An 18,413-nucleotide genomic window follows, 5' to 3' on the forward strand; every position below is an offset into this window, starting at 1 on the left:
TCCTCCTGAACTGGTTGCCCTACCCGCACGGCTGGGCTTGACCAGGAGGAGTCGGTCTGCTGGGCTCTGCCTGGGTCGATGGCGGGCGAGCGATCAAGACTTCCAGTCCCGCCATCTACGGCCAGCACGTTCCGCGGGCCACCTCTCGGAGCCTGAGCGCCCCGGGGTTTGGGGCAGCGCCCCAAGGTCTTCGCTGCTCCTCTTGGAAAAGACTCTCATCGGCATAAACCATGCCGTCAGTTCGCCGACCGTCGTACTGTGCTTGCCGGCGGGCAGCGCGACCGCGAGGCGGGACCGGCCGAAGAGCCGCACGCCCGCCGTGGCGAGGCGCGCGGCCCAGCCGGCTCATGCTCGTATGCGTACGCTCTCCGCGTCATGCGGGGCCGTGGCTGGCTTCCTTGGCTGCGTTGTGCTTCCCGGTGCTCTTCCCCTGGCTGCCCTCGGGCGGGTGTCCCTCTGTTCGGTGCTCACCGGTTCCCGCCGAAGGCGGCTTGAAGACGTAGGGAAAGTTGTAACGGGGCAGCCCGAACCTAGATCAGCTTGCTCGTGTATCCGGCCTCAACCAGCCTCTTGAAGGCGAACTCAACTTCTGCGGGCATCTCCTGAGGGATGGCAAAGCCCTGCTTCGGGTACTCGGCAATCCGCTGAATGTCGCCAACGATCATGTTGATTACCCGGTCTGCGTCACCGATGTCTTCGACATACTCGTCAAGAGGAAGCGGGCGCGAAGCGCAGACTACATTCACCTCAGGCCACAACTTGCGGCACGTCGCGTAAGCGCGGCGCTGTTGGTAAGGACGCGAGATCAGCATTACTGAAGACGGTCGTATGCCCTCATCGGCCAGCAGCTCGCGGGTGAACGTGATGTTCTCGCCGGTGTTCGTGGCCCGCGGTTCTATCCGAATCGCCTCGGGAGGAACACCAAGTCGAACGGCATGCTCTCGATAGTGGACCGCTTCCCCTCGGGGAAACCGCTCGATGGTGGTAGGAGCGTTCGCGCCGGTAAACACCACGAGGGGAAACGCCGCCGAATGGAAGAGTTCGGCTGTGAAGGTAGCGACTCCGAGATCGTGACTGCCGAGCCCGATCCCAACGTCACATGTCCGGCGTTCGTGGTGCATGTCGTGGTAGTCCCAGAGGGTTTCCACGTCCGCTCGGAGGACGTCGGGGATATGGGCTGTCATGAGTCTCTCCCGGAAGCGATCACCCTCAGTCCGGGATCTTGAAGGTATAGGACCATGCGAAACGAGAGGCTGCATGAACCCCTCGTGCGAACTCGACTACCCGCCCCTCACGCGTGCTAGTCGTACGCGTGAGCACCATGACGGGCTCACCTGAGGGCAACTGGAGCTGCTCGACCTCTTCGGGCTTCGGCATGCGAGCGCAGAGCGTCTCTGTGATCACATCGGGCTCCATCCCTTGAAGGGTTAGAACCGCGAACCCGCCGCCACGTCCGGCCGGCCGTCCAAGTCGCTGATGCTCGATCAGGCCGAAGCCGTGCTCAAGTCGGCGGAAGGAACGCCCTTGCACGCCTATCCTGACGCTGTGCCGCCGGTACCGGCATCCATCATGGTGTGGCGGTCGGTCCGGGCGGGCGGTGACACGAAGACGGAGAAGTCACGTCGAACGCTGGCCCTGCCGAAACGCTGTGTCGATGCGCTCATTCGCCACCGTGAGCGTCAGATCGTCGCCCGGAAGGCTGCCGGCCCTCGCTGGAAAGATCACGACCTTGTCTTCGCCTCTGCGGTCGGTACCGAGCTGGATGCCCACAACGTCCGTCGCGCCTTCCGCAAGGTTCTCAAGAAGGCAGGGCTGAACGAGAAGGAGTGGACCCCCCCGGGAGATGCGACACAGTTTCGTCTCGCTGCTCTCCGACAGCGGGGTGCCGATCGAGAACATCTCTCGTCTGGTTGGTCACAGCAACACGAGGGTGACCGAGACCGTCTATCGGAAGCAGCTTCGGCCGGTCCTCGTAGAAGGTGCCGAAGCGATGGACGGTCTCTTCCAGCCGTAGTCGCTCAGTTAGTCACCCAGAAGATCAAAGAGGCCGGTCCCGCTGAGCGGAACCGGCCTCTGGCCTGGTGGAGCTATGGGGATTTGAACCCCAGACCCCTTCGATGCGAACGAAGTGCGCTACCGGACTGCGCTATAGCCCCAATGCCTCGACTAGATTAGCAAACATTCGGAGTCGTTCGCGCCAACCCCGTCGATCCCCATCAGTCGCCGACCGCCCGCCTGTCGGAGTACTGGTCGAAGACCTGGACCCGCTTGCGCGCCTCCAGCATGATCACCTCTGCCTCGCGGGCCATGGCCTCCATGGCGCGCCGGCGCTCGCGCTGCTTCGCGAGCCGCTCCGCGCGCGCCTTGGCGGCCAGCTCGCGCCGCTCCGCGTCCACGCGTACGGCGACGCGCAGCACGGCGAGATACGCAACGAAGAGGACGCCTGAGGGCGCCACGGCCCACCACGGCATCACCCTGACGGCGGCGGTGACGGTGGAGGCGATGACGAGCAGGACGCTCCAGAGCAGCCGCCTGCGGCGGCGGGCGATGATGAGCGCGCGACGCCGCACGGCGGCGCGGCGTGCGCGCGCCGCGCGGTCCTCCTGGGGCCGGGCCGCGCCGTCGGCGGCCGGAGCCTCATCCGAGCGCTCCGCCTTGCCTTCGGCGTCACGGGCCGCCTCGTCCTCAGCGGACGCCTCCCGGGAAGCGTCGTCACCCGATGCCCCTGCGCTGCCATTCGAGGGGGCTCCCGAAGCGGGTCGGGCGCCCTGCCGGGCCGCCTCCACGACAGGGGCGGGCAGCGGGATGGTGAGCGGAGCGGAGCCCGCGTCGGCCTCCTGGGCGGACTCCGGCCGCGGACTCTCGATGACCGTGTCCGCGTCGGCCGCGGGCTCGGCGGGCTCGTCCTCGTACAGGTCGTCGATGGCGTGCTTGTCCCTGCGCAGCCACATCGGCAGCAGGACGCCCAGCCACATGACGACAATGGCGAGGTAGAGGAGGACGCTACCCATGCGACCACCTCCAGAGATGCCGAGCACACCTGCGGACTCTGGGCGTCGGAGATGTGCTCACGTCACGCACCGTAAGACTGCGTGTCACTGATTGACGAGCATTCGATGCGGTGTGTCGCGAGATCGTCAAAGCTCTTCATGTAATTCGATCCCGGTGAGTGATCACCGGAAACGCTCACTGTCCCGGGGTGGTCTCCGTGCGCCTGGACGCGGCGGCCTCGCGGGCGCGCCGCCACTGTACGAGGAGCCCGCGCGGGACGTCCTCGACCGTCAGCGCGTAGCAAATGTGGTCCCGCCACGCGCCGTCGATGTGGAGCTGGCGCTTGCGGACGCCCTCCTCCCGGAAGCCGAGCTTCTCGACCACCCTGCGGCTGGCGTGGTTCTCGGGACGGATGTTGGCTTCGAGACGGTGCAACCCGGTCGTGAAGAAGCAGTGGTCGACGGCCATGGCCAGCGCGGTCGGGATGATGCCGCGCCCGGCGAGCGCGCCGTCCACCCAGTAGCCGACCTGGGCGGAGCGGGCGGAGCCCCAGACGATGGCGCCCACGGTGAGCTGCCCGGCGAACTGCCCCTGGTAGGTGACCACCCAGGGCAGCGCGAGCCCCTGCCGCGCCTCGCGCCGCAGCGTGCCCACCATCGACACGTACGGCCCGAGGCCGGTCCGGAAGAGCGGCGTCTCGGGGTTGCTCGGCTCCCACGGGCGCAGCCAGTCGGCATTGCGCAGCCGCGTCTCCCGCCAGGCCCGGACATCACGCAGCCGCAGGGGGCGCAGCCCGACGGGCCCCTCGGTCAGGGCCGCCGGCCAGCCGCGAAGTCGATCCACGGGTCAATCATCTCCCGGAAGGCGGCCGGGGCGCCACGTCGGTGTCGGAACCGGTCACCTGCGGTGGTCGCCGCCCCGGATCTGGTCCACGGCGTGGGCCAGGATCGGGGCGAGCACCGCCATCCCGTCGCGTACGCCGCCCGAGGAGCCGGGCAGGTTGACGACCAGGGTGGACCCCGCCTGGCCGGCGAGGCCGCGGGACAGGACCGAGGCGGGCACCTTCTCGCGGTTGGCCTGCCGTACGGCCTCGGCGATGCCGGGGATCTCGCGGTCGAGGACGCGGCGCGTCATCTCGGGTGTGAGATCGAGAGGCGTGAGGCCGGTGCCGCCGGTCGTCACGATGACGTCGTAGTCGTCGGCGAGCCCCTTGCGGAGCGCCGCCTCGACCGGCTCCCCGTCGGGGACCACGGTCGGGCCGTCCACGGTGGCGCAGCCCGCCTCGGCGAGCAGCCTCGCCAGGAGCGGCCCCGAGGTGTCCTCGTAGATCCCGGCGGAGGCGCGGTTCGAGACGGTGATCACGAGTGCTTTCACGGGCGCGTCCAGACGCCGGTCTTGCCGCCGGTCTTCTCCTCGACGCGCACGCCGGTGATGACGGCGGCGGGATCGACCGCCTTGACCATGTCGATCAGGGCGAGCGCCGCGACGGTGACGGCGGTCAGCGCCTCCATCTCGACGCCGGTGCGGTCGGCCGTCTTGACCTTGGCGATGATCTCCACACCGCTGTCGACGACGTCGAGCACGACCTCGACCCCCTGGACGGCGATCGGGTGGCAGAGTGGGATGAGGTCGGGGGTGCGCTTGGCGCCCATGATCCCGGCGATCCTGGCCACGCCGAGCGCGTCGCCCTTGGGAACGTCGCCGGCACGCAGCGCGGCCACAGCGGGCGCGGCGAGCAGGACGCGCCCGGTGGCGGTCGCCGTACGGATCGTGACGTCCTTGGCGGAGACGTCCACCATGCGGGCGGCGCCGGTCTCGTCGATGTGCGTCAGGTCGTGCGTCGGCTCGCTCATCTCTCCTCCTCGCCCGGTGGTACGGCGTCGCGTACGCGGATCAGGCCGCGCTCGCTCACAGCGGGATCACGTCCACTTCGGCTCCCTCGGGGAGTTCGGTCACGTCCTCCGGCACGACGACGAGGGCGTTGGCGGAGGCCAGCGCGGCGAGCTGGTGCGATCCCTGCCCGACGACCGGGGCCACCGTGCTGCCCGGGATGTCCTGCGTCAACACGGCCCGCAGGTAGGAGCGTCTCCCCGCGGGCGAGCGCAGGTACGCCGTCGTGGTGGCCCGTACCGTCACGGGAGGCCCCTCGGGCAGGCCGCGCATCTTGCGCAGGGCCGGCTCGACGAAGAGCATGAACGACACGAACGCCGAGACCGGGTTGCCGGGCAGTGTGAAGATCGGCACCTCGTCGTCGCCGACCACGCCGAAGCCCTGCGGCATCCCGGGCTGCATGGCGACCTTCTCGAAGACGACCTTGCCCAGCGGGGCCAGGGCCTCCTTGACCGGCTCGTACGCGCCCATGGAGACGCCGCCGCTGGTGATCACCGCGTCGGCCCGGACGAGCTGGGCCTCGAGTGACTCGAGGAACCGCTTCGGGTCGTCGGTGACCGCCCCGGCCCGGAAGACCTCTCCCCCGGCCTCCTGTACGGCGGCCGCCAGCATGAAGCTGTTGGACTCCCAGATCTGGCCGCGGCCGAGCGGCGTCCCCGGCTGGGCCAGCTCGGCTCCGGTGGACATCACCACGACGCGGGGGCGGGGCCGTACGAGGACACGGCGACGGCCGACGCCGGCGAGGATGCCGAGCTGCGCCGGCCCGATCACGGAGCCCTCGCGCAGCACGATGTCACCCGCGCGCACGTCCTCTCCGGAGCGCCGGATGGCGTTGCCCGCGGACACCGCCCGGTGGACGGTGACGCGGGCCGTGCCGCCGTCGGTCCACTCGACGGGGACGACGGCGTCGGCACCCGCGGGCACGGGCGCGCCGGTCATGATGCGCGTGGCCATGCCCGGCCCCATCGCGCGCAGTTCGCTGTCCCCCGCCGCCACGTCCTCGATCACCGGGAGCACGGCCGGCACGTCGGCCAGGTCCCCGGCGCATACGGCGTAGCCGTCCATGGCCGAGTTGTCGAAGGGGGGAAGCGCCACGGGCGAAGCGACGTCCTCGGCGAGCACGGTGCCGTGCGCGCGTTCGAGATCGATCTCGAGCGGGGCCAGCGGCCGCACGGTCGCGAGGATGTCGGCGAGGTGCCGATCGACGGATTTCATACCTCTAGGATCCCGCCTGGTCGAGGAACTCACGCAGCCACGGGATGAACTCCGGCGCGAGGTCGTCGCGGTCGGCCGCGAACTGGACGACGGTCCGCAGATAGTCGAGCTTGTTGCCCGTGTCGTAACGGCGGCCGCGGAACAGCACACCGTGGACGGGCCCGCCCTCGTCGGTGCCGCGGGAGGCCAGCGTGCGCAGGGCGTCCGTGAGCTGGATCTCGCCGCCGCGGCCCGGCGGGGTGTTCTCCAGCACCTCGAAGACGGCCGGGTCGATCACGTAACGGCCGATGACCGCCCAGTTGGACGGGGCCTCGTCGGCCGGCGGCTTCTCCACCAGGTCGGTCACGCGCACCACGTCGTCCTGGTCGGTGGCCTCGATGGCGGCGCAGCCGTACAGGGAGACCTGCTCGCGCGGCACCTCCATCAGGGCGATGACGCTGCCGCCGTAGGTGGCGCGTACCTCGATCATGCGCTTGAGCAGGGGGTCACGGGGGTCGATCAGGTCGTCGCCGAGGAGGCAGGCGAACGGCTCGTCGCCGACGTGCTGCTTGGCGCACAGCACGGCATGGCCGAGGCCCTTGGGCTCTCCCTGACGGACGTAGTGCATGGTGGCGAGGTCGACGGGCTCCTGGACCTGCGAGAGGCGCTCCTCGTCGCCCTTGGCCCGCAGCGCGTCCTCCAGCTCGTACGCGACGTCGAAGTGGTCCTCGATCGACCGCTTGTGGCGGCCGGTCACCATCAGAACATCGAGCAGACCGGCGGAAACCGCTTCTTCGACGACATACTGAATGGCCGGCTTGTCGACAATCGGCAACATCTCCTTGGGCGTCGCCTTGGTCGCGGGCAGGAATCGCGTGCCGAGACCGGCCGCCGGCACGACGGCTTTCGTAACGTTCTCAAAGTCAGCCATGGTGGAACACTAATGGAGCAGGCTATGGACAAGATGAACCTGCGGCGACGGATTCTTAACACACGGTCAGGACTCGATGAGAGAACCCTGCGCGACTCGTCCGCGGCGATCAGAGAGCACCTGCTCCAGCAACCTTGGGTCCAGATGGCCGGACTGGTCGCCTGTTACTGGTCGATCGGGTCCGAGCCGTCGACACACGGACTCGTCTTCGCCCTGTGGAAACACGGCGCGACCGTAATGCTGCCGGTGCTCCAGCCGGACAACGATCTCGACTGGGCCGTGTACGACGGCCCCGACTCCCTCGCCCCCGGTCTGTACGGGATCATGGAGCCGGTGGACACGCGACGCGGCGTGGACGCGATCAGGACGGCGGCGCTGGTCATCGTGCCCGCGCTCGCGGTGGATCCCTCGACGGGCATCCGTCTCGGGCGTGGCGGCGGGTCCTACGACCGCGCGCTGGCCAGAGTGGGACCCAACGTGCCGACCGTGGCGCTGCTGCATGAGGGGGAACTGATCGAGGGGATTCCCGCCGAATCGCATGATCAGCGAGTCATGTTTGGGGCTTTACCGACCGGTATTATTGGGACGCAACAAATGTGACGGCGGCGCCCTGAGAGCGCGAAAGGGGGGCAGGTGGGGCTGAACGTATGGCTGCTCCTGTCCGCCATCGTCGTCATCACGGCAATCGTCTCAGTCCGCATCGCCCATCGCACCGGTCTCCCCAGCCTGCTGATCTACCTCGGCCTCGGCCTGCTGCTGGGTGAGGCGGGCATCGCGCACATCCACTTCGAGAACGCGGGCCTCGCCCAGCAACTCGGTCTCGTCGCGCTCGCCGTCATCCTCGCGGAGGGCGGCCTCACCACCAACTGGCAGAACGTGCGGCGCGCGGTGCCCTCGGCCCTGGTCCTGGCCACGGTCGGCGTCGCCGTCAGCATCGTCGTGTTCGCGCTGGCCGTGCAGCACATGCTCGACATGAGCTGGCGGATATCGCTGCTGCTCGGCGCGGTGCTCGCCTCGACCGACGCGGCGGCCGTCTTCTCCGTGCTGCGGCGGCTTCCGCTGCCCCCGCGGCTCGCGGGCGTGCTGGAGGCGGAGTCGGGTTTCAACGACGCGCCGACCGTGATCGTCGTGACCATGCTCAGCCTGCCCTCCGAGCCCATGCCGTCCGTGTGGGAGATCCTGGTCAACGCGGCGTACGAGCTGGCGGCGGGCGCGGCGGTCGGGCTGGCGATCGGGCCCCTGGCGGCGTACCTGCTGCGCCGGGTGGCGCTCCCCGCCTCGGGTCTCTATCCGATCGCCGTCATGGCCGTGGCGTTCCTCACATACACGGGGGCCGTGCAGCTCCACGCGAGCGGTTTCCTCGCCGTGTATCTCGCGACCCTGGTCATCGGGAACAGCCGACTGCCGCACCGCGCCGCCACCAGGGGCTTCGCGGAGGGCGCCGCGTGGCTGGCGCAGATCGGGCTCTTCGTCATGCTGGGCATGCTCGCCAGCCCGGAGGAGCTGCCCCGGACGGTCGTCCCCGGCCTGCTGGCGGGCGTGGTCCTCGTGCTGCTCGCCCGCCCAATCTCCGTCGCCGTCAGCGCCCTTCTCGTACGGCTCGCCCGGATCGACCGGATCTCCTGGAGGGAGCAGATCTTCCTCTCCTGGGCCGGGCTGCGCGGCGCGGTCCCCATCGTCCTGGCCACGATTCCGTGGGCCGACGGCATGATCGGGGCCAAGGGGGTGTTCAACGAGGTCTTCATCATCGTGGTCGTTTTCACGCTGGTGCAGGGACCCACCCTGCCCTTCCTGTCCAAGGTGCTCGGCATCAGCGCCGAGGGGGAGGCCCGCGACCTCGACGTCGAGGCCGCGCCACTGGAGGAGCTGAAGGCCGACCTGCTGCAGGTACGGATACCCAGCGGCTCGCAGATGCACGGCGTGGAGATCTTCGAGCTGCGGCTCCCGGCGAACGCGGCGGTGACGATGGTCGTACGCGAGGGACGCTCCTTCGTCCCGACGCCGACCACGCAGTTGGAGGCCGGGGACCAGCTCCTCGTGGTGACCACGGCCGCGCAGCGGCAGGAGGTCGAGCGACGCCTGCGCGCCGTGAGCCGCAAGGGCAAGCTGGCCGGCTGGTACGGCGAACGCGGCGCCACCTGAGGTGCCATCTCACCATGTGGACGCGCGGCATTTCGGCATGTGATGACGGCATCTCTTGAAGAGCGGCCCCCGGAACGCACCCGAACGGGCGCGAACGCTCCGGCCGCCGCCCGTTCCGCGTACGGCACAGGCATTCCGGCAGCTCACATGGGCTCCCCGATCGCCGGTACGCAATAAACAGGCCCTAAGTAGCGTTTATGCTTCTCGGCTGCGTACCATTAGCAGTCGCACCGGTTGAGTGCTAGTTTCAGGAGGAGCGCGTGCCCACCTACCAGTACGCCTGTACCGCTTGCGGTGAGCAGCTGGAGGCAGTTCAGAAGTTCTCTGACGCCCCGCTCACCGACTGTCCGCAATGCGCCGGCAAGCTGCGCAAGGTGTTCTCCGCCGTCGGCATCGTGTTCAAGGGATCCGGTTTCTACCGCACCGACAACCGGTCCTCCAACTCGTCGAAGTCCACGGCGTCGACCACCTCGGCCTCCAGCGACTCGTCGAAGACGGAGTCCGCCCCCGCCGCGAAGACCGAGTCCACCAGCTCGGCGGCCGCTCCGGCCGCGTCGAGCAGCACGTCCGCGGCATAGCTTCCGGACAGTCCGCTACGGCCCCAGGCCCGGCTCGACCGGGCCTCGCCGGACAGCACGCGCCCCCGGGGTGAGGCGCCATGTTGGATGGCGTGGAGTGCCCGGCATGGTCGTCGGCAGCACGCGGAGTCCTTCGTACGAGGCCCTGTTCACCACGCTCCGGCGCCGCTTGGCATGGGCTGATGCGGGTGCCGGGTAACAAACAGGATCACGCTTGATGGGCAGCGCGCTCTGGTGACTGGCTCACCAGGCTTTGGTGGTTTATGAGCTCACCCGCTGCCGGGTAGCTCGCAGTCGTTGACAAGCCAAGGCTTCAGTCGGCGACGCGTCAGGCATCTGCACGAGGCTCGGCCGGACATCCCGGAGTCGGCGACAGGCTCATCCGCCGGGTAGCGGCGCGGAGTCATCAGTGCCGGTGCATGCGCCGGTCGGCGAGCCCAGGCGTAGCCGGGCAGTGCGCGAAGTTATCCACAGGCCCGAATCGCCCCCGCGCCCTTTCGCTTAGGGTCGCCCCATGGTCACTCGCGCAGACATCGGCGTCATCGGCGGTTCGGGGCTCTACTCCCTGCTCGACGACGCCGAAGAGATCCAGGTCGCCACGCCGTACGGGCCGCCCAGCGACACGATCACGCTGGGGCGCATCGGCGGGCGCTCCGTGGCGTTCCTCCCCCGGCACGGTCGCGGACACGTGCATCCCCCTCATCGCATCCCTTACCGCGCCAACATGTGGGCGCTTCGGTCGCTCGGCGTCCGCCAGGTCCTCGCGCCCTGCGCCGTGGGCTCGCTCCGCGCCGAATACGGCCCGGGCACACTCGTGGTCCCCGACCAGATCGTGGACCGGACGATCAGCCGTGAGCGGACGTACTACGACGCCGGCGCCGCCGTCCATGTGTCGTTCTCCGATCCCTACTGCCCCAACGGACGCGACGTCGCCGTGAGCGCCGCCCGCGAGAGCGGGTGGCCCGCCGTCGACGGCGGCGCGCTCGTGGTGATCGAGGGGCCGCGCTTCTCCACCAGAGCCGAGTCCCAGTGGTACGCCGGGGCCGGCTGGTCGATCATCGGCATGACGACGATGCCCGAGGCCGTGCTCGCCCGCGAGCTCGCCCTGTGCTACACCTCGATCTCCCTGGTCACCGACCATGACGCCGGCGTGATGGCGGGCGAGGGCGTCACCCACGAGGAGGTCCTCGCCGTCTTCGCCGCCAACGTCGAGCGGATGAGGGCGCTCATCGAACGGGTCGTGGCCGCGCTGCCGGAGGAGCGCGACTGTCCCTGCGGCAGCGTCCTCGACGGCATCCCGCTCCCGATCGTGCTCCCCTGATCCGATGCGTGCCCTGGGCCGTCGGCTCGCCCGGCATCGCCGTCTCATCGCCGCGTCGCTCGCCGCCATCTGCGTGGCGTGCGCGTTGCTCTCGGTGCGGCCGCCACCCGGCGTCGCCGTCGTCGCCGCGGCCCGCGACCTCCCCGGTGGCCGGCTGTCCGCGGCCGACGTCACCGTCGTACGGCTGCCGCCCGAGGCGGTTCCGGACGGCGCGTTCGGTGACCGTGCCTCGGTCGTGGGCGGGGTCCTGTCCGGGCCGGTGCACCGGGGAGAGCTCCTGACCGACGTCCGGCTGCTGGGACGCGGTTTCCTGGCGGCCCTGGGCTCCGGACTGGTCGCGACGCCGGTGCGGATCGCGGACGCCGACGCGGCCACCCTGCTCTCGCCGGGCGACGTGGTCGACGTCCTCGCGGCCTTCGGCCAGGAGACCGCTCAGGCGGTCACCGTCGCCAGGGAGGTCGCCGTCGTGACCCGACCGGTGACCGGGTCCATCGAGGGCGCGCTCCTGGTGCTCGCCACCACGAGCGAACAGGCGCTCGCCCTCGCCCGGGCGCAGTCGGCCAGCCGGCTCTCGGTGACCGTCCACCCGCGATAGCTCCGCAGATCATGAGGAACGGTACGGGCGCCTACGCGACCGGGGACGGGAGCTGAGCGCCTCGACGGAGCGCGGGTGCATAGGACGGGCTGCAAGGATCGCCGCCCTCGGACGCCGTCACGGGATGGACAGAGGCAACATCCTCGGACGGCATCCCGGGACGGACAGAGGCAACACACTCGGGCGCCGTCCCCGGGATGGCTACGAGGCGGCGGCCGGCGCCGCCGTCCGACGCCTCCCCCTTCGGGGAGTCGGGCGCCAGGTCACCAGCAGGGCCATGGCCAGCAGCAACTCCGCGATGTCGCCGCCGTAGTACATGATCTCGGCGGCGCCACGCAGTTCCGTCACGGGCACCCGGACGCCGACGAGGAGCCCGGCGTACATGAGCTGGGCCAGCGCGGCGTGCGTGGTGATCGCCACGCCCAGGACCACCAGCCTCGTCCGCACGGACGGTCGCCGGGGCGCCGGGTCCGGTCCCGCGACGGCCCAGGCGAACAGGTAACCCGCCAGCACGAAGTGGAGGTGCAGGAGGTGATGCGGCACCTGGCCGTCCATCACCAGCCGGTACAGCGGGGTGAAGTACAGCGCCGCCATACCGCCCAGGTTGAGCGCCAGCGCGAGCCATGGATCGGCGAGCACCCGCGCGGCCCGGCTGTGCAGCACCCGCGCCATGCGACGCCTGCCCGCCGTGGGGAGCGACCGCAGCAGCAGCGTCAGCGGAGCGCCCAGCACGAGGGCCGTCGGCGCCAGCATCCCAAGGAGGAGATGTTGCAGCATGTGGCCGCGGAAATCGTGTTCGGCGAAGGTCGCGACCGGCGGGAGCAGCGCGACGGCGAGCAGCATCGCACCGGTGACGGCGCTCGCCGTCCGCCCGCCGTTCCACCCTCTGGGCTCACGCCGCCGGCCTCGGGCGAGCAGCAGATATCCGGCGACGGCGACCACGATCACCGCGATCAGCGGCCACGCGACCGTTCCGGCGTGCCCCTCGTGCGCGTGCCCGGTCACCAGGCGGAGGCCGCTGCGGTCACGCCGACGCGGCGGGCGCCCCGCTGCAGCAGCCACCCTCCGGCGACGAACAGCGCGCCCAGCACGAGGAAGCCGATGTCCCACCACATCTGGTACGGCCCGCTGCGTACGTGGTGGATGGCGAGGATGTGGTGGTCCACGATGCCCTCGACGAGGTTGAACAGGCCCCAACCCACCAGCGCCCATCCCCACAGCACGCGCGACGCCCAGATGCGCCTGCGGCGATGGGACATCCGCGAGTACAGCATGGCCAGGCCCACCAGCACCGCCGTCCAGGTGAACACGTGGAAGAACCCGTCCCACATCGTGTTCATCCGCAGGCCGGGCACGGTGTCCACGGGGTAGTAGCGCACCCCGATGTTGTCGCTGTCGGTGCCGCTCAGCATGTGATGCCATTGCAGAACCTGATGGAGCATGATGCCGTCCACGAAGCCGCCGAGCCCCACGCCGAGGATCACCCCGGGCAGGGCGATGTTCGGCGTCACGTCGGCCGCCCCGCCCACTCCGCCTGATCCGCTTGGTCCGCCGGTCCCCCGCGCTTCGCCAGGTCCGGATAGTCCGCCCGGTCCGCCGGTTCCCCCTGCTTCGCCTGGTCCGGATGGTCCGCCTCGTCCGGTCGGCCTACCTGGTCCGTCGGGCCCGCCTCGTCCGCGTGGCCCACCTGGTCCATCAGGTCCGTCCGGCCCCGCCGCTCTGGTCGCCATCATCAACCCTCTCCTGCCGTCACACCGACGCCGTCTGGAGGAGTCCACACGGATCCGATGCGCCCGGTCCCTGACGTGCCGAGCGGATCCGATGCGCCCGGTCCCTGATGTGCCGAGCGCCTCGTCCACACCAGCCCCCATTTCCGCGCGGATGCCATGCCATCCGGTTCGGCCGACTCGCCGCGCCACCGGTCCCCGCCCGCTCGGCCCCGGTCCCGCCGCGCTCCGCCGGTCGCCGGTGCACGACCGTCCGGTTCCTCGGAACTGGGCGGCGGGCCGAAACGGCTTCCGCAGAGTTCTCCAAGTCAGTGGACTGGCACCCCGACCCGCCTTTCCCGCCCCTTCACCCCTTAGGACCGAGAGATCGAGGACGGCGGCTGGCGCGCCTGCGGATCGGGACGGCACCCGACGAGACCCGATGCTAAGCGGGGAAACCGCAGATCAGAGCGTAGGAAACGCCGTTGGCCGCGCTCTCGACCCCCGCAGACACCGCATGAGGCGTTAGCGGGAGGCCCGGCACGAACCCCCCTGTCATGGCGAGGCGCGCACGAGCCCACGCTGTCATGGCAAGCCGTCGCACCGAGACCTCAGCCTGGTCAGGGCAGCGGGGCGAGGCCGGGACCGACGCAGGCCGGGTCAGAGCAGCGCAGGCCGGGAGCGGGGCCAACGCAGCCGGGGGCGGGGGCGGATCCATCCCTTCTGTCGGCTCGCCTCGTCGGCTTCGGCGAGGAGACGTCCCGACGCTCGGGCGCGACTACGGCCGACCGGGATCGGCGGCCGAGCAGTGCCGATCGGGGCGAAACGGATCAGAGCAGGGAGCCCACCTTGGGGTCGTACTCCCAGTGCCACGGCTCGAAGGGGCTGTGATACGACCAATCGGGGTGAATGAAGCCGAAACGCTTCGAGTTTGCCTCAAGCCAGTTGAACTGCACAGACCGGAAGATCTGCACCCCACCGCAGAGGTCGACGGCCATGCCAAGGCCATGGTTGCTCTTGCCCGGCGTGGCCGCCAGGCCGGGACGCTGGTAGTAGACGGCCTGCTGTTCGGGGAGGCTGCGATAACTGTCGGAGACGCAGATGGGCGTGCCGAACCGCCTCTGGTAGGCGGCGTTGAGGTCGGCGAAGGCGATCGCCGCGTCGGCGCGCAACTCCTCGCCCTTCTGCGGAAGTGGGCAGAGATAGGCCTTCGGGAGCAGGCCGTTGGGGTACTGCGCGGCGAGGTCGACCCGCGTCGGGTCGCAGGCACCCGTACCGCGATTGTCGGCGTTGACCTTGACGCCCAGTTTGACGAGCGCCCGCGTGAGCGATTTGACGAGGGTGTTCGACCGCTTGCGCAGCGCGTCGATCTCGGCGTCGAGCTGAGCCTCCTGGAGCAGGTTCTCCGCGCGCAGTTCCTGGGCCTCCGTGGCCAGTTGCTCGCGCTGCTGCTGGAGCTTGCTGGCGTCGGACACGACGTTGTTCTGCTCCGCCACTATGTGATTGACGTCGCTGAGTGTCCGGAGGGTGGTCGTGCCGTCTCCAGCCGGGAAGAAGCTCCCCATGCTGTTCGCCGCCGGGTCCTGGTAGATGTACTCGACGATGTCGGACAGGGGTCGGCGGACCTTGGCCAGTTCCTGATCGGCCGCCTGGAGCTGGGTCAGCTTCGCGGCGACCTGTTTCTGCAACCCGTCGAACTGCTTCTGCCGAGCTTTGAGTGCCCTGTTCGCGTCCTCGATGCCCTGGAACGCCTTCTGAGCTTCACGACGCAACTCGGTGAGGTTGGTCGGCTCCTTGATCGCGGCGACGGCCGCGTCTTGGCGTACGGCACCGCTGGCATCGGCGGTACCACTCGCGTGGGCGGCGGCGCCGGTGGCACCGCCGACGAGCGAAGTCATCGCCGTGACAACCGCGATCAGGCCCGCCGATCGAGGAGATGACACGCTGACTCCTCCATTGCGAATTCATGACCGGGCTCAGGGACGCACGTTACTACAGCGAACTGAATGCCCGGGGTCGCGCGTCGACCTGTCAGGCGGTCTGGTGCGCCCGCTCCTGGCACAGCTCCCACAGCCAGGTGTCCTGCCATTCGCGTGCGCACGAGACCTCCCCGGCTCTCCGCTCGGCCGTCCTCGCCGGCGGCCGCTTCCGGCCGCGTGACGTCACCTTTCGCGGCGACCGCCTGCCCTCCCCCACCTCTGGCCGTACAGCCGGCCTTGGAGGAGACAGGGGGCGGCGGAGCAGCGGACGCGGCACGACCCCCTGATAGAGCGGTATGAGCGCCTGATAAAGCAGGTCAGGTGGCTTGGGACGAGCGGCGACCACCCGTGGCGGCGGTTGCCGCGGTGCCGCGTCGGCGAGCGACCCATGCCCGGGGTCTCCATAACCGGCCAGCTCGCCCGCGAGCAGGCCGAGGGCGAGGATCGCCGGCGCGAGCATCGCCAGGAGAAGCAAGCGGATGCCGCGATTCCGTCTACGTCGCCGTATCGTCACGAAGCGTGACGGTAACCGGGTAAACTAGCACCGACGTGAGCGCTTGCCAGGGCTTTACCGCCCATCAGTGCAGCGATGACCCTCGACTCAGGCGACTTATCGGCCCCAACGGCGCGCGTGGTGCCAACCTTTCGCTAGGCTTACAGGGCACGTCTCGCCTCCGTAGCTCAGGGGATAGAGCACCGCTCTCCTAAAGCGGGTGCCGCAGGTTCGAATCCTGCCGGGGGCACATCCTGACATTTCGCAGATTGCCTGATCCGTCGGAATCTGACAGATCAAGAGTGACCAGCGCTTGAGCTACTTGCCGTGGCCGCTGTGGCGCCCTCCTGATCCTGGGCCAGGCTGGGCACGCGGCGCAAACCAGTGAGTCCGGGCCCGCATCGGCTCGACCACCGGAGTGCGCAACTCCCGGACGCCCACGTCGGCGGGATGGCCCGAGTTCAGCACCACCTCGATCGTCCCGAGCGCGTCCTTCCCTGCCATCTCGTCCGCCTGCTGGACGACAGCTTCCGGCCCGCCCAGCTCCGGGAGAGCAAGCAGTCCTTCGGCCGCCAGCGCGAGGTTCTCCTCAGTCGCGGGCGTTTCCACCCGCTGACCTGCACTCGCGGGCGGCAGGACACCCCATGCCGAAGCGCCCCGCTCCGGAAGCGCCCGCTAGCATCGGGGTCCCCCGGTCCCGCCTCGCGGATGCCCCCACCGCGACTGACGCCCGGCCGACTCGCGACGGAGCCCGCGTGCCCACGATCGACCCCCGACGTCTCCTCGTTCTCCGCGCCTTCGTGCTGTCCGACTCGATCACCGCGACCGCGGCGGCGCTGCACCTGTCGCCGTCCGCGGTGTCGCAGCAGCTCGCGGCGCTCGAGCGCGAGGTCGGCCACGCGCTCGTCGTACGCACGGGGCGCAAGCTGGCGCTCACGCCAGCCGGGCGCATCCTCGCCGGGCACGCCGAGGAGATCAGCTCCCGGCTGAAGATCGCCGAGGCCGACCTGGCCGCGCACGCGGGCGGTGTCCTCGGACAGCTCCGGATCGGCGCCTTCCCCACGGCCATCAGCTGGTTGGTGGCACCCGCCATCGTCGAGCTGCGCCGCCAGGCGCCGGGCGTCAACGTCACGGTCGTCGACGCGGAGGTGCACATGAGCCACCGGATGCTGATGCGCGGCGATATCGACGTGACCGTCAGCCTGGAGTACGAGTCCGACCCCGTACGCGACTCCCCCGACATCGTGAAGTTCCCGCTCTACATCGAGCGGTTCAAGGCCGTCCTCCCCCACGCGCACCCGCTGGCCGGCGAGGAGGGCATCGGGCTCACCCAGCTCACCGAGGAGGGCTGGATCATGCCCTCGCCCGGTAACCCGTGCCGCACGATGGTGCTGCAGGCGTGCGCCGAGCTCGGCTTCCACCCGCCGATCACCCACGTCTCGGACGACTACCGCGCCGCGCTGGCGCTGGTCGCCGCCGAGGCGGGGATCTGCCTGGTGCCGGAGTCCGCGCTCTCCGCCCGCGACGCCGACTGGGTGACGATCCTTCCGACGCGCGGCATCGCGCCGCTGCGCAAGGTGATCATGACGACGCGGCGCGACAACCAGGGCCACCCCGTCGTACGCGCGGGGCTGGAGGCGATGCGGGCCGCTGTCGCCGAGCCGGACTCGGAGATCTACGGCCCGCTCGCACGGTCCGACACCTTCAGCGTCGAGTGACGGCTCCGGCCGACGGCGCGTTCTCGCGGAGGAAGGCGTCGACGTGCCGGTGGTACTCGTCCGGCTTGTCGCGGCGCACGCAGTGGTGGGCGCCCTCGATCACGACGACGTCGAAGCCGGGCGCGACGGCCGTGAGGCGCTCACGGGAGTGCTTGTCGACGATGACGTCGCCGGTGCCGGTGATGAGCAGCGCCGGTACGCCGGCCGGGCCGACCGTGATCTGCCGCGCGGTCGGTGTCCAGATCCGGCGCTTCTCGTGGAGCCGCTGCTCCATGTAGTCGGTGTCGACGGCCTTCATCGCCTCGGCGAGCGGGCGCAGCTCCTGCTCCGCCCAGTGGGGATTGAGCTCTCGCTGCATGTCGATGAGCTCCTCGACCGACGCCGTGTCGGCGTAGTCGAAGGGGTCCTTGGGGGGCTGCTCGACGCTGAGCCACGGGTTGGGACCGGCCTCCGGCACCCACCACGGCGGGTCCTCGAGCACGACGCCGGCCACGAGGTGCGGGGCGTCGGCGGCGACGAAGGCGGCGATCCGCGCGCCCATGGAGTGCCCGACGATGAGAGTCTTGCGCCCGGTCTCGTCGAGCATGTCCTTGAGGATGTCGATCGCGTCCTGCACCATCACGTCGGTGGACGGAACGCCCTCGTGCTCGGGCAGGCGGCTGGGCGACTTCCCATGGCCCCGGGCGTCCGGCGCCACGATGTGGTAGTCACCGCCCCAGCGGTCGACGGCGTCGCCGTAGCACGCGCCGGACTCCACGGCGCCGTGAAGGATGAGGATGGCGGGCGCATCTGCTGCGTCCCGCCCGTACTCTCGGACGAACAGGTCGGTTCCCACGTGTCCTCATTCAGTACTCTGTCGCGCCGGCCTCCGGCCG

21 protein-coding genes, 2 tRNA genes and 1 pseudogene are annotated in these 18,413 nt (G+C 69.9%); 7 read left to right on the plus strand and 17 right to left on the minus strand.

Annotated elements, in window-relative coordinates:
• Nucleotides 1-530 precede the first annotated feature (530 nt).
• From AWQ68_RS24505 to galU, 10 genes are all read right to left on the minus strand, one after another.
• The gene (locus AWQ68_RS24505) at nt 531-1,184 is read right to left on the minus strand and encodes a YdcF family protein (RefSeq protein ID WP_066944089.1); all 654 of its coding nucleotides are present in this window, start codon (nt 1,182-1,184) and stop codon (nt 531-533) included.
• Between the two features lie 25 nt (nt 1,185-1,209).
• Complete coding sequence (locus tag AWQ68_RS45915) at nt 1,210-1,416, minus strand: UTRA domain-containing protein (RefSeq protein ID WP_084464357.1); 207 nt, start codon at nt 1,414-1,416, stop codon at nt 1,210-1,212.
• A 201-nt stretch (nt 1,417-1,617) separates the two neighbouring features.
• Nucleotides 1,618-1,899: a hypothetical protein gene (locus tag AWQ68_RS43665; protein WP_066944094.1), complete on the minus strand. Its 282-nt coding sequence runs from the start codon at nt 1,897-1,899 to the stop codon at nt 1,618-1,620.
• A 180-nt stretch (nt 1,900-2,079) separates the two neighbouring features.
• Nucleotides 2,080-2,156, minus strand: a tRNA-Ala gene (locus tag AWQ68_RS24520).
• A gap of 60 nt (nt 2,157-2,216) precedes the next feature.
• Nucleotides 2,217-3,011 (minus strand): divisome protein SepX/GlpR, encoded by a 795-nt coding sequence (gene sepX, locus AWQ68_RS24525; RefSeq protein WP_066944096.1) that lies wholly within the window; start codon nt 3,009-3,011, stop codon nt 2,217-2,219.
• A gap of 175 nt (nt 3,012-3,186) precedes the next feature.
• Entirely contained in the window at nt 3,187-3,834 is a 648-nt protein-coding gene (locus tag AWQ68_RS24530; protein ID WP_066944098.1) for a GNAT family N-acetyltransferase, read from the minus strand.
• A gap of 54 nt (nt 3,835-3,888) precedes the next feature.
• On the minus strand, nt 3,889-4,365 hold the full coding sequence (locus AWQ68_RS24535) for a MogA/MoaB family molybdenum cofactor biosynthesis protein (RefSeq protein ID WP_084464358.1): 477 nt from the start codon (nt 4,363-4,365) through the stop codon (nt 3,889-3,891).
• A complete protein-coding gene (gene moaC, locus AWQ68_RS24540; protein ID WP_066944102.1) occupies nt 4,362-4,844 on the minus strand; it encodes a cyclic pyranopterin monophosphate synthase MoaC in 483 nt (160 codons plus the stop codon). Before moaC ends, AWQ68_RS24535 begins: the two co-directional genes overlap by 4 nt.
• A gap of 55 nt (nt 4,845-4,899) precedes the next feature.
• Nucleotides 4,900-6,096, minus strand: coding sequence for a molybdotransferase-like divisome protein Glp (gene glp, locus AWQ68_RS24545; protein ID WP_066944104.1), 1,197 nt, complete (start codon nt 6,094-6,096; stop codon nt 4,900-4,902).
• Between the two features lie 4 nt (nt 6,097-6,100).
• Nucleotides 6,101-7,006, minus strand: coding sequence for a UTP--glucose-1-phosphate uridylyltransferase GalU (gene galU / locus AWQ68_RS24550; RefSeq protein ID WP_066944106.1), 906 nt, complete (start codon nt 7,004-7,006; stop codon nt 6,101-6,103).
• Between the two features lie 24 nt (nt 7,007-7,030).
• Here galU and AWQ68_RS24555 point away from each other — a divergent pair, with 24 nt between their 5' ends.
• From AWQ68_RS24555 to AWQ68_RS45995, 3 genes and pseudogenes are all read left to right on the plus strand, one after another.
• A complete protein-coding gene (locus tag AWQ68_RS24555) occupies nt 7,031-7,606 on the plus strand; it encodes a 5-formyltetrahydrofolate cyclo-ligase (RefSeq protein ID WP_084464376.1) in 576 nt (191 codons plus the stop codon).
• Nucleotides 7,607-7,639: 33 nt separating this feature from the next.
• Nucleotides 7,640-9,148 carry a potassium/proton antiporter gene (locus tag AWQ68_RS24560; protein WP_066944110.1) on the plus strand — a complete coding sequence of 503 codons (1,509 nt, stop codon included), beginning with the start codon at nt 7,640-7,642 and terminating at the stop codon, nt 9,146-9,148.
• A 260-nt stretch (nt 9,149-9,408) separates the two neighbouring features.
• Nucleotides 9,409-9,549: pseudogene (locus AWQ68_RS45995) on the plus strand (FmdB family zinc ribbon protein); the annotation flags it as partial.
• A gap of 14 nt (nt 9,550-9,563) precedes the next feature.
• On the opposite strand, the gene AWQ68_RS46000 reads toward AWQ68_RS45995, so the two are convergent.
• Nucleotides 9,564-9,785, minus strand: a complete 222-nt coding sequence (locus AWQ68_RS46000) for a hypothetical protein (RefSeq protein ID WP_306306825.1) — start codon at nt 9,783-9,785, stop codon at nt 9,564-9,566.
• Nucleotides 9,786-10,240: 455 nt separating this feature from the next.
• On the opposite strand from AWQ68_RS46000, the gene AWQ68_RS24565 reads away from it, so the two are divergent.
• Both AWQ68_RS24565 and AWQ68_RS24570 read left to right on the plus strand, forming a co-directional pair.
• Nucleotides 10,241-11,047 carry an S-methyl-5'-thioadenosine phosphorylase gene (locus AWQ68_RS24565; RefSeq protein WP_066944112.1) on the plus strand — a complete coding sequence of 269 codons (807 nt, stop codon included), beginning with the start codon at nt 10,241-10,243 and terminating at the stop codon, nt 11,045-11,047.
• Nucleotides 11,048-11,051: 4 nt separating this feature from the next.
• A complete protein-coding gene (locus AWQ68_RS24570) occupies nt 11,052-11,642 on the plus strand; it encodes an SAF domain-containing protein (protein ID WP_066944114.1) in 591 nt (196 codons plus the stop codon).
• Between the two features lie 201 nt (nt 11,643-11,843).
• On the opposite strand, the gene AWQ68_RS24575 is transcribed toward AWQ68_RS24570, so the two are convergent.
• From AWQ68_RS24575 to AWQ68_RS42700, 4 genes are all read right to left on the minus strand, one after another.
• On the minus strand, nt 11,844-12,647 hold the full coding sequence (locus AWQ68_RS24575) for a cytochrome c oxidase assembly protein (RefSeq protein WP_066944116.1): 804 nt from the start codon (nt 12,645-12,647) through the stop codon (nt 11,844-11,846).
• A complete protein-coding gene (locus AWQ68_RS42695; protein WP_245656070.1) occupies nt 12,644-13,153 on the minus strand; it encodes a DUF2243 domain-containing protein in 510 nt (169 codons plus the stop codon). Before AWQ68_RS42695 ends, AWQ68_RS24575 begins: the two co-directional genes overlap by 4 nt.
• Nucleotides 13,154-14,178: 1,025 nt before the next feature.
• Nucleotides 14,179-15,246: a D-alanyl-D-alanine carboxypeptidase family protein gene (locus AWQ68_RS24590; RefSeq protein WP_066944121.1), complete on the minus strand. Its 1,068-nt coding sequence runs from the start codon at nt 15,244-15,246 to the stop codon at nt 14,179-14,181.
• A gap of 133 nt (nt 15,247-15,379) precedes the next feature.
• Nucleotides 15,380-15,802 (minus strand): hypothetical protein, encoded by a 423-nt coding sequence (locus tag AWQ68_RS42700; RefSeq protein WP_157545661.1) that lies wholly within the window; start codon nt 15,800-15,802, stop codon nt 15,380-15,382.
• Between the two features lie 195 nt (nt 15,803-15,997).
• On the opposite strand from AWQ68_RS42700, the gene AWQ68_RS24595 reads away from it, so the two are divergent.
• Nucleotides 15,998-16,070: transfer RNA gene (locus tag AWQ68_RS24595), tRNA-Arg, on the plus strand.
• Nucleotides 16,071-16,138: 68 nt separating this feature from the next.
• On the opposite strand, the gene AWQ68_RS24600 is transcribed toward AWQ68_RS24595, so the two are convergent.
• Nucleotides 16,139-16,429 carry a hypothetical protein gene (locus tag AWQ68_RS24600; RefSeq protein ID WP_066944123.1) on the minus strand — a complete coding sequence of 97 codons (291 nt, stop codon included), beginning with the start codon at nt 16,427-16,429 and terminating at the stop codon, nt 16,139-16,141.
• A 146-nt stretch (nt 16,430-16,575) separates the two neighbouring features.
• On the opposite strand from AWQ68_RS24600, the gene AWQ68_RS24605 reads away from it, so the two are divergent.
• Nucleotides 16,576-17,538: a LysR family transcriptional regulator gene (locus AWQ68_RS24605; RefSeq protein ID WP_169808980.1), complete on the plus strand. Its 963-nt coding sequence runs from the start codon at nt 16,576-16,578 to the stop codon at nt 17,536-17,538.
• Here the strand turns inward: AWQ68_RS24605 and AWQ68_RS24610 are convergent.
• The gene (locus AWQ68_RS24610; protein WP_066944125.1) at nt 17,525-18,373 is read right to left on the minus strand and encodes an alpha/beta fold hydrolase; all 849 of its coding nucleotides are present in this window, start codon (nt 18,371-18,373) and stop codon (nt 17,525-17,527) included. The two genes, AWQ68_RS24605 and AWQ68_RS24610, sit on opposite strands and share 14 nt — an antisense overlap.
• Between the last annotated feature and the right edge of the window lie 40 nt (nt 18,374-18,413).

This window comes from Microtetraspora fusca, assembly GCF_001570365.1.
Classification (GTDB): Bacteria; Actinomycetota; Actinomycetes; order Streptosporangiales; family Streptosporangiaceae; genus Microtetraspora; species Microtetraspora fusca.